Here is a 10,327-nt window from a genome sequence, read left to right on the forward strand (position 1 = left end):
ACCGACATCGCCACACTTCCTCTCGATCACGCAACAGGGCGTTGCGGAATCGACTCTGGACCGGTCGGAAGGGGTTACCCAGCCCCCTGGTTGTGCTGGCGCCGCGCAAGCTAGCACTGCCAGGGCCACCTTCAGGGGCCGCGTCCGGCGCCCTCCCCGGGCACACTGGAACGCATGGACACACCCACTGCCCTGGGCGAATTCCTTCGTACCCGCCGGGCCCAGCTGCAGCCCGAGGACGTCGGGCTTCCCTCCCACGGCACCCGTCGGCGCGTGCCCGGGCTGCGTCGTGAGGAGCTCGCCCTGTTGGCGGGCGTGAGCATCACGTACTACACGCACCTGGAGCAGGGGCAGAGCACGAACGCCTCGGACAGCGTCCTCGACGCCCTGGCCCGCGCCTTGCGGCTGACCCCGGACGAGCACGCCCATCTGCTGAACCTCGCCCGTCCGCCGCGCGCCAAGCGGACGCAGTCGCCCCGTCCCGAGTACGCCCGGGACACCACGCGCCGGCTGATCGGCTCGATGCCGCAGGTCCCCGCCGTCGTCTTGGACGGCCGCAACAACGTGCTCGCCTGGAATCCGCTGGGCCATGCCCTGCTCGCCGGGCACCTCGACTTCGCGAGCCCCGAGGACCCGGCCGTACGCCCCAACCTCACGCGGATGCTGTTCCTCGACCCGCACACCCGCGAGCTGTACACGGACTGGAAGAACGAGGCCCGGGTGGCGCTCGCGGCGCTGCGCCTGGTCGCCGGGCGCAATCCCGAGGACCGTGCGCTCGCCGAGCTCATCGGGTCCCTGATGCTGCAGAGCCCCGATTTCGCGTCCCTGTGGTCGAAGCACCCGGTGCGGGACTGCACCGTCGGGACCAAGACGCTCCACCATCCGGTGGTGGGCCCGCTGACGCTCGACTTCGAGAACCTGCACCTCACCGACGGCACCAACCACCGGATGCTGCTCTACAGCGCCCCGGAGTCCTCCCCGTCCGACGCGGCGCTGCGCATGCTGGCCAGCCTGACGGCCGGTGCCGTGGGCGGCCTGGGGCGGGAAACCCCGAAGCCCGCGTCGGCGGATGCAGACGCGGGCGGAGAACGGTAGCGCAGGCGCTGGGCGCGGGCGGAGCGGGTACGGAGGTCAGCTGGTGCGGCCTGCCGTCGCGACGGGGACCGGCTCCCGGGCAGGGGCAGGGGCAAGGGCGGCGGCCACGGCCGGGGCCGGGCTCTCGTACGGTTCGCTGACCGTGGCCGGGACCTGCTGCGTACGGCGCCGGCTGCGCCCGAAGCGGCGCATGGCCGGCATCTCGACGAAGCGGAAGAGGAGCCAGCCGCCCAGCAGCGACGCGCAGAAGAAGCCGGCGATCACCAGGAGGGCGACCGGGACGCTGTAGGTCTCGGTACCCAGCAGCGAGCGCAGGTAGAAGATCGTGACGCCCTGGACGAGGTAGAACCCGAAGGACACCTCGCCGAGCCAGACCATGGGCCGGCTGCGCAGGAAGGTGGCGCGGCCCTCGACGTCGGCGCTGGCGGTGGCGCCGATGAGCGCGGCGACGGGGATGATCGTGGCGACGACGAAGCCGTACTGGAACGGGGCGGCGAGCGCGGCGGCGTAGCCGAGGACGGTCAGGGCGAGGGCGGCGCCGAAGCCGACGCGCTTGGGCCAGAGGCCGGCCAGGACGACCCGTGCGAGCAGGATGCCGAGGGCGAACTCGAAGACGCGGCCGAGCGGCAGCAGGTAGCCGAACCAGAACTGCATGCCGGAGATGGGGGTGATGGTGGACTTCGGGGTGTCGGGGACGAGGTAGGTCGAGATGAGCTGGATGGCGACCATGCCGGCGACCATGAGGGCGCTCCACACCCACAGGGCGTTTCCGCGGATCTTGCGGATCGGGATGATCAGCAGCGGGAAGAGCACGTAGAAGAGGAGCTCGCTGCCCAGGGACCAGCTCGGCGGGTTGACGCTGAGGTTGACGGTCGGCTGCGGGAACCAGGTGTGGATGAGGAGCAGGTTCGGCAGCCAGTCGGCGGCGCTGGTGACGGCCGCGCCGGCGAAGAGGATCATCGCGGCGGCGAAGACGACGACGTGGTTGGGGAAGATCTTCAGCAGTCGGCGGCGGAGGAAGGCGGTGACGCGCTCACCGGGCTTGGAGGCCCAGGCGAGGACGAAGCCGGACAGGACGAAGAAGAAGGAGACGCCCAGGTAGCCGGCCTTGCTGAAGGCGGTCGAGAAGCCGTCGGCGATCGTCGCGTCGGCGAAGGGGTTGATCGGGGCGTTGGGCGGGATCGGGGAGTCGGTCAGGGACGAGTGGAAGAAGAAGACGAGGAGTGCGGCGAAGAACCGCAGGCCGGTCAGTGAGGGCAGCTTCGCCCGCTTCGCGGCGTCGGTGGACGTCGAGGAGGCCACAGGAGATCGCTCTTTCGGAAGAGGTTTCGTGAGGGACGGCGGCCGGGGCCGTGCTCCGGCGTGCGGTGCACGGTCCCGGTGGCGCGAAGGGGCGTCGCGGGACTGCCCGGTGGGACCGAGGGGCGGCCGAGGGGGCCGAGGTACCCGGCCGAGAGGGCCGAGGAGGGCCGAGGAGGGCCGAGAGACCGGCCCGGGTGGGGCCTACTGCTCGATCTCGTTGCGGTAGACCATGAGCTTGGCGTCCTTGGCCACGTAGTAGTTCTGTACGGAGTAGGCGATGGTGGCGAAGTCCAGCCGGCCGTCCCCGTTGAAGTCGGCCGTGGCGATGCGGGCGACGGATTCCTCGGACACCCGCCACTTGGCCCAGACGCCGTTGGCCGCGTCGATGGCCTTGTAGTACATGACGCCCTGCCAGGGCCACGGGCCGCGCAGCGCGACGAGGAACTCCTCGTCGCCGTCGCCGTCGAAGTCGGCGCAGACGATCTGGTGGCCGGGGCCCTCGCCGTTCTCGTTGGGGTCTCCGTACACGTCCAGCAGGACGCGGTTCCAGCCGCCGCCGTCGGCGGCCTTGGTGTAGACGGCGACGGTGTTGCCGTGGAAGGGCTCGATGGCGGCGACGTAGGCCATCGGGTCGTCGCCGAGGCGGCCGGCGTTGAGGTCGCCGCTGCCGCGGAAGCCGGTCTGTTCGAACTGGGTGAGCTCGCCGGTGCCGATCAGTTCGCGGATCCACTCCTGGCGGGCTTCGTCGAAGTGCAGCCAGGTGACGCCCTCGTCGGAGGCGAGGAGCAGCGATTCGAGGTCGGAGCCGGGGACCAGGCCCTTCTTCTTCTCGGCGCCGTGGATCATCCGGAAGTGGCTGTCGTCGATGACGGTCATCGGCCATTCCTCGGCGGTGTGCACGTCGTCGGGCTGAGTGAACAGGACGACGGGCAGGACGGCGTGGACGTCTTCCTTGGCGACGATCGGGAGGCCGATGATCTGGAGGCGGTCGGTGCGGGTGAAGTGGCCGGCGCGCAGGCGGTGCATTCCGGTGGCGCGGCCGACGTAGTGGCGCTTCCAGCGCGACTCGTCCTTGTCGGGGGTGCCCGGGTTCTCCAGCCAGTCGATCTTGCCGCCTTCGGTGTTGGCGTCGTGGATCGTGCCGATCGGTCCGTAGAGGTCGTAGCAGACGATGACGTCGGGGTGGCCGTTGCCGCTGACGTCGGCGAAGTCGGCGCCGACGGGCATCTTGATGCGGTCGACTATGAGGCGGCGGGTCCAGTCGCCGTCGTTGGCGTACCAGTAGATCTCGCCGAGGCGCAGGCCGTAGCCGAAGAGGTCGGGCTTGCCGTCCCCGTCGATGTCCGGGGCCTCCAGCCAGTAGCCGTCGCGCAGCTGGTCGGCGACGACCTCGGCGGTGAACTTCGGGGTGCGCAGGGTGGTTTCGGTGTTCTTGCCGGCGGCGGTCATGAGCGGTTCTCCAGGAGGGTCGTGGGAAGGGTGCGCAGGGCGCGGGGTACGGGGTGGTACTCGATGGCGAGCCAGATGCAGTCGGTGTCGGCCCGGTACTGGTGCATGGGGTAGTGGTAGGTGCACTGGGGGCCGGTCGCGCAGAAGGGGTCCGGGGTGGTGTAGCCGGGGCTCATCAGGACGTCCTGGTAGAGGGAGGCCTGGTCCTGGTTCCGGAACCGCTGCATGCGCCCGAGGCCGTGCACCTGGGTGTGGACCTCGATGAAGTCGTGCTCGTTGTGGATGAAGCAGTCGGTGCCGGCGGGCGCGAACCACAGGTTGGCGCGGACGTTGAACTCGCGCTGGTCGAGGGGGGTTTCCCGTTCGCCCAGTACGTAGGCGGGGTCGAACAGGACGGTGTTGATGTCGTCCTGGGGGCTGCGGTACAGCGGGGTCTCGCGGGGGAAGCCCCCGGGGCCGAGCAGGTCGGCGAGGTGCGACCAGCCGGGCTCCTCGGTGATGCCGGTCACCGCGGCGTCTTCCGCGGCGGGGCGCAGCAGGAGCAGTGCGTCGGCCTTCTCGATCCGGGTGTCGGCGAGCACCGTCGAGGAGAGCGGGGGGATGGTCTTGCGGAATTCCTCGGCGATGGTCACGGGCGTCACGCCGGGGTTGACGACGATGGTGCGGCCTTCGACGGTGTAGTCCACGGCGTCGCGGACGAGCGCGGCCCTCAGGTACGGGGTGCTGAAGTTCAGCGGGCGTTCGGTGGCGGACGGGGTGGCGCTCATGCGGGGCTTCCTCTCGGTGTCGGTCAGGTGCGGGCGAAGTCGGCGGTACGGGCGAGCTCGACGCTGAGCTCGTCCACGGCGGTCTCGGGGACGAAGGGGCGGGGGGCGGGCCCCATGCCGAAGTAGTGGGCGAGGGCGGCGACGGTGCGTTCGGTGGCCTGGCCGTCGCCGTACGGGTTGGCGGCGTTGGCCATCCGGTCGTAGGCGTGCCGGTCGCGCAGCAGTTCCAGGGTGTGGGCGACGATTCCGGCGGTGTTGGTGCCGACGAGGCAGGCGGTGCCGGCGACGATGGCTTCGGACCGCTCGGTGACGTCGCCGAGGACGAGGGTGGGCTTGCCGAGGGCGGGGCCCTCCTCCTGGCTTCCGCTGCTGTCCGAGACGATGACGTCGGCACGGGCCATGAGCTTGCAGAAGCTGAGGTAGGGCAGCGGGTCGACGACGGTGATGTTCGGGTGGCTGCCGATGTGGGGCAGCAGCGCCTCGCGGACGACCGGGTTGCGGTGAAGGGGGACGACGACGCGGACGCCGGGCTCCTCGGCGATCTCGGCCAGGGCCCGGCCGATCTTCGGCAGGTGCGGCCAGGCCTCGCGGCGGTGTGCGGAGGCGAGGACGACGCGCCGGGGGTCGTGGTCGAGGTCGGCGAGGGCGGGGTCGCCGTAGTCGGTGGCGCGGCCGCTGGCCCAGCGCAGGGCGTCGATGACGGTGTTGCCGGTGACGGTGACGGTGTCGGCGGCGATGCCCTCGCGCAGCAGGTTCGCCAGGTTGCCGGGGGTGGGGGCCAGGTGGAGGGCGGCGATCTGTGCGACGAGTCTGCGGTTGCCCTCTTCGGGGAAGGGGGAGCCGAGCCGGCCGCTGCGCAGTCCGGCCTCGACGTGGACGACGGGGATCCGCTGGTGGAATCCGGCGAGGGCGCCGGTGAGGGTGGTGGCGGTGTCGCCGTGGACCAGGACCGCGTCGGCGGGCGCGGTGGCGAAGTAGTCCTCCAGGCCGCGCAGCGAGCGGTAGGTGACCTGGGAGAGGGTCTGCTTGGGCGCCATCACCTTGAGGTCGACGTCGGCGGTGAGGCCGAAGGCGTCGAGGGTTTCGTCGAGCATCTGGCGGTGCTGCCCGGTGGAGATCACGACGGGCTCGAAGCGCGGGTCGTCCTGGAGGGCGCGGATGACCGGCGCGAACTTGATGGCTTCCGGCCGGGTGCCGAGGACTACGGCGACGGAACGCATGGTTTCCTCTTCTTCCTTGTACGGGGAATCGAATACGGGGATCGAGCCGGGGCATGGTGGGGAAGGGCGCGGCATGGCGGTGCCGCGGGGTCTGCCGGCGGGGGTGGTGGCCAGGGGATCGGATCTCGCTGCGAGGGGCTTTTCGGCTGCCCTCTTCCGGCCAAGACACAGCTTTCCCGGAGCGGGTCGGGGAGTCAACGAACACCGGCGGGCACTCGAACACCAGCGCGGAAAACGCAGAAGCCCTGCGCACCGGAGACCGGGCACAGGGCTTCTGAGCTGGGAAAACGCAGGACGTACGCAGGGGCGCGCAGATGGGTGCGTGCAGACGGCAGACGGCTACACGGAGACGGCTACCGCACGCGGGTACACGCCGGCGGCTACCGCTCGCGGGTACGTGCAGACGGCTGCACGGAGACGGCTACCGCACGCGCGTACGCGTCGCCGGCTAGCCGCGGGCGGGCTTGATGGACATGGAGTGGCGGAAGAAGTCGGAGGGGTCGTACCGCTTCTTCACCTGCTGGAGGCGCGGGTAGTTGTCCTTGTAGTAGAGCGTCTGCCACGGCACGCCCGAGCGGTTGCGCTGCGGGTCGGTGATGTCGCGGTCGGGGTAGTTGATGTAGCAGCCGTCGGTGCTGTCGTCGATCAGGGGCACGCCTCCGGTCGCCGAGAAGAAGTCCTCGTACAGGTCCCGCAGCCAGCCCAGGTAGTAGCCGTCCTCGCTCTCGTCCTCCCAGAAGGTCTGGAAGCACATCTTGAAGATGGAGGACCGCTGCGCGTTCGCCGTCGCGTCGGGGGCGGCGGCGTTGACCTGCCCGCCGAAGGAGAACAGCACCAGCATGGTGTCCGGATTGCTGAAGTCGGGCCGGCTCATGGAGCGGTAGAGCGAGGCAATCTGATGGTCGGTGAAGTTCTTCTTCATGTACGCCGACTTGTGCGCGCCGCGTGAGGTCGGATTGGTGATGGTCGGATTGTTGGTGCCGACCAGTCGGGTCGCCTGCAGCCACGGCAGTGTCTTGGGTTCGGCGAACTGCGGCATCGCGGGCAGTTCGCCGGTGGGGCGGGTCAGCGCCTTGGGGGTGACGCCGGTGCCGGCCGTGATGGCCGCCAGGTAGTCGTCCAGCAGCTTGCGCGCGTTCGGCACGGTCGCGTCGACCTGGGTGAACATGCCCAGGCTGCCGTGCGCCTTGGAGCTGACGTTGAACAGGCTGGAGAGGTTGCGGTACGGGGAGTCGGGCGCGCTGTTGGCCGCGTGCCAGGCACCGAAGTTCTTCAGGAGCCGGGTGAACTTGGCCTCCGTCAGCTGCTCCCAGGGGAAGTCCACGGCGCTCACCAGGACCGTCGACGGCGGGGATATCAGCTGGTCGGCCGGCTCGGACCCCTTCGCGTCCGGGGAACGGAACCAGTAGCGGGTCACCAGGCCGAAGTTGCCGCCGCCCCCGCCGGTGTGCGCCCACCACAGTTCGCGGTTCGGGTCGTTCTTCTCCCGGGTGGCCACGACCGTGCGTACGCCGCCCTTCCCGTCGGTCACCACGACCTCGACGGCGTACAGGTGGTCGACGACGAGGCCGTGGGCGCGGGAGAGCAGGCCGTAACCGCCGCCCACGATGTGCCCGCCGGCGCCGACGCTGTAGCAGATGCCGCCGGGGATGGTGACGCCCCAGCCCTTGTACAGGGCCTCGTACACGTTCATCAGGCGGGCGCCGGGCTCGACGGTGAACGCGCGGAACGCGGGGTCGTACCCGACGTGCGTCATCTCCGAGAAGTCGATGATGACCTCGGTCTCGGGGTGCGCGGCGAAGTCGGCGAAGCAGTGGCCGCCGCTGCGCACCGAGACGCGCTTGCCGGCCCGGACCGCGTCCCTGAGGGCGCGCTCGGCGTCCGCGGTCGAGCGGACCATCTTGACGTAGTCGGGGCGTGCGACGAACCGCTGGTTGTTGCCGGTGGTCAGCAGCGGATAGCGCGGATCGCCCGGCTTGACGACGGCTCCGGTCCCGGCGCTCGCGCCGGCCGCGCCGGAGGGGGCGGGGGATGCGGCGGCCGCGACGGGGCCGGTCAGCGCGCCGGCCACGGCCGCGCCTCCGACGACGGCGGCACTGCGGGTGAGCATGGTGCGGCGGTCGACACCGTTCATGGGTCTACCTCAACTTCCGTTCGATGGTGGGGTGCCGTGCCCGGCACCGGCGGAGAGGGGTTGAGCGGGGAGCGATGGGGCAGGAAGTGTGTGATCGGGCAGCGGTTGAGCGGGCAGCGGGCCCGGCGGCCCGCTCTTGCGGTCGAGCCGACCGGAGAGCACCGCGGTGCCCAGGCCGGCCGCGGCCAGGCCGGCGCCGATCCAGGTCGGTGCGGTCCAGCCCAGGCCGTGGGCGACGGCGAGGCCGCCGAGCCAGGCCCCGAGCGCGTTGCCGAGGTTGAAGGCCGCGATGTTCGCCGCGGAGGCGAGGGCCGGAGCCCCGGCCGCCTGCTGCATCACACGGGCCTGGAGCGGGGGTACCGTCGCGAACCCGACCGCCCCGAAGACGGCGAGGGTGATCGCGGCGGGCAGGGCGGCCCGCGAGGTGAAGGTGAACGCCACCAGGACCAGGCTGAGGCCGCCGAGGATCACGTACAGGCTGGGCATGAGTGACCGGTCGGCGGCCCGGCCGCCGAGCACGTTCCCCACGCACAGTCCGACGCCGAAGAGGACGAGGAGCCAGGCGACCGCTCCGTCGGAGAAGCCGGCCAGTTCCGTCATCATCGGCGCGAGATAGGTGAAGGAGGCGAAGACACCGCCGAAGCCGAGCACGGTCGTCGTCAGCGCCAGCCACACCTGCGGCTTGCGGAAGACGGCGAGTTCCCCGCGGAGCGCGCCGCTCTGCGGCCGTGGCTGCGCCGGGACCAGGGCGATGATGCCGAGCAAGCCGACGACGCCGATGCCGGTGACGGCCCAGAACGTCGAGCGCCAGCCGAACTGCTGGCCCAGGAGGGTGCCCAGGGGTACGCCGAGCACGTTGGCGAGGGTGAGGCCGGTGAACATCAGGGCGATGGCACTGGCCCGCCGGTCGGGTGCCACCAGGTCGGCGGCGACGACGGACCCGATGCCGAAGAAGGCGCCGTGGGTGAGGGCGGCGATCAGCCGCCCGCCCATGAGGGCGGTGTAGTCGTCGGCGAGCGCGCACAGCAGATTGCCCGCGATGAAGATGCCCATGAGGGCCACGAGCATCGTCTTGCGCGGCAGCCGGGCGCCGGCCGCGGTCATCAGGGGCGCGCCGACGACCACGCCGAGGGCGTAGCCGGTGACCAGCATGCCGGCGGAGGGGATGGAGACGGACAGGTCGCCGGCGACGTCCGGGAGCAGGCCGACGATGACGAACTCGGTGGTCCCGATGCCGAAGGCACCGAGCGCGAGGGCGAGGAGGGGGAGGGGAAGACGCATCGGCCCGGTCAGATCTGCCGCAGGGCGCCGCCGTCGACGCTCCACTCGGCGCCGGTGACCTGCTCCGCGAGGGGGGACAGCAGGTACGCGACGACACCGGCGACATCGTCGGGGGTACCGATGCGGCCGCTCGGGAGCCGGCGCTCCTCACGGATGAAGTGGTCGACTGCCTCGTCGGCCGGCAGGCCGAACCGGCGGCCCAGCTGTTCGGCGAAGCCGCCGGGCGCGTCGAAGAGGGCCGTGCGGGTGGGCCCCGGGGAAACCACGTTCGAGCGCACGCCCCGTACGCCGAACTCGACGGCCAGGGACTTGGAGAGCGACAGCAGCGCCGTCTTGGTGGCGGCGTAGTCGACGATGGCGGGGTCGGGGAACCGGGCGGCCTCGCTCGCGATGTGTACGAGGGCGCCCGATCCCGCGTCCAGGAGCGCGGGCAGTGCGGCGCGGGTCATGCGTACGGCGGAGTGGAAGTTGACCTCGAAGGTGGTCTTCCACTGCTCGTCGGTCACGTCGAGGAAGCCCGTACGGGATTCCAGGGCGCCGACGTTGTTGACGAGGCCGTCGAGCCGGCCGTGGCGCTCCAGCACGGTGTCGACCACCTGCCGGACGCTGTCGGGGTCGGTGAGGTCGGCGATGACGGTGCTCGCCCGGTCACCGAGGGAGTCGGTGCTCCACGGCTTGCGGGCGACGCCGACGACGGTGGCGCCTTCGGAGGAAAGCAGGCAGGCGGTCGCCCGGCCGATTCCGGACGAGGCGCCGGTGACGAGGTAGACGCGGTCTTCGATACGCAGGTCCATCAGGGTCCTTGGGAAGGGGTGTCCTTGGCAGAAGGAGACCTTGGGAAAGCGGAGGCCTGGGAAGGGGAGGCCTGGGAAGGGGAGGCCTGGGAAGGGGAGGCCTGGGAAGGGGAGGCCTGGGAAGGGGAGGCCTGGGAAGGGGAGGCGACCCGGCCCGTTCGGCGGGGTCCGCTCGTGCGGAGCCCGTGCCGGGTCGCCTCTCGCGGGGGATTCCTCGGCTCGACGCGCTCAGCCGGTGGCAGCGAGGCCCTTGGCGGCCTTGGCGCGGAGGAAGAGAGCCGTGGT

General features: G+C 71.0%; 8 protein-coding genes. 1 reads left to right on the forward strand and 7 read right to left on the reverse strand.

Annotated elements, in window-relative coordinates:
- The first annotated feature begins 174 nt into the window (after positions 1–174).
- Positions 175–1,095, forward strand: a complete 921-nt coding sequence (locus J7E94_RS29630) for a helix-turn-helix domain-containing protein (RefSeq protein ID WP_215019885.1) — start codon at positions 175–177, stop codon at positions 1,093–1,095.
- A gap of 36 nt (positions 1,096–1,131) precedes the next feature.
- Here J7E94_RS29630 and J7E94_RS29635 read toward each other — a convergent pair whose 3' ends face one another.
- The 7 genes from J7E94_RS29635 to J7E94_RS29665 form a co-directional block, all read right to left on the reverse strand.
- Complete coding sequence (locus tag J7E94_RS29635; protein WP_308345518.1) at positions 1,132–2,397, reverse strand: acyltransferase; 1,266 nt, start codon at positions 2,395–2,397, stop codon at positions 1,132–1,134.
- 201 nt (positions 2,398–2,598) lie between these two features.
- A complete protein-coding gene (locus J7E94_RS29640) occupies positions 2,599–3,846 on the reverse strand; it encodes a VCBS repeat-containing protein (protein WP_215019886.1) in 1,248 nt (415 codons plus the stop codon).
- Positions 3,843–4,613, reverse strand: coding sequence for a hypothetical protein (locus J7E94_RS29645; protein ID WP_215019887.1), 771 nt, complete (start codon positions 4,611–4,613; stop codon positions 3,843–3,845). Before J7E94_RS29645 ends, J7E94_RS29640 begins: the two co-directional genes overlap by 4 nt.
- A 23-nt stretch (positions 4,614–4,636) precedes the next feature.
- Positions 4,637–5,833 carry a non-hydrolyzing UDP-N-acetylglucosamine 2-epimerase gene (gene wecB, locus J7E94_RS29650; RefSeq protein WP_215019888.1) on the reverse strand — a complete coding sequence of 399 codons (1,197 nt, stop codon included), beginning with the start codon at positions 5,831–5,833 and terminating at the stop codon, positions 4,637–4,639.
- 448 nt (positions 5,834–6,281) lie between these two features.
- Positions 6,282–7,967 carry an FAD-dependent oxidoreductase gene (locus J7E94_RS29655; RefSeq protein ID WP_215019889.1) on the reverse strand — a complete coding sequence of 562 codons (1,686 nt, stop codon included), beginning with the start codon at positions 7,965–7,967 and terminating at the stop codon, positions 6,282–6,284.
- A gap of 9 nt (positions 7,968–7,976) precedes the next feature.
- Positions 7,977–9,248, reverse strand: a complete 1,272-nt coding sequence (locus tag J7E94_RS29660; RefSeq protein WP_215019890.1) for an MFS transporter — start codon at positions 9,246–9,248, stop codon at positions 7,977–7,979.
- Between the two features lie 8 nt (positions 9,249–9,256).
- Positions 9,257–10,042, reverse strand: a complete 786-nt coding sequence (locus J7E94_RS29665) for an SDR family NAD(P)-dependent oxidoreductase (RefSeq protein ID WP_215019891.1) — start codon at positions 10,040–10,042, stop codon at positions 9,257–9,259.
- Positions 10,043–10,327: the final 285 nt, after the last annotated feature.

Source organism: Streptomyces sp. ISL-94 (assembly GCF_018614075.1).
In the GTDB taxonomy this organism is placed as follows: domain Bacteria; phylum Actinomycetota; class Actinomycetes; order Streptomycetales; family Streptomycetaceae; genus Streptomyces.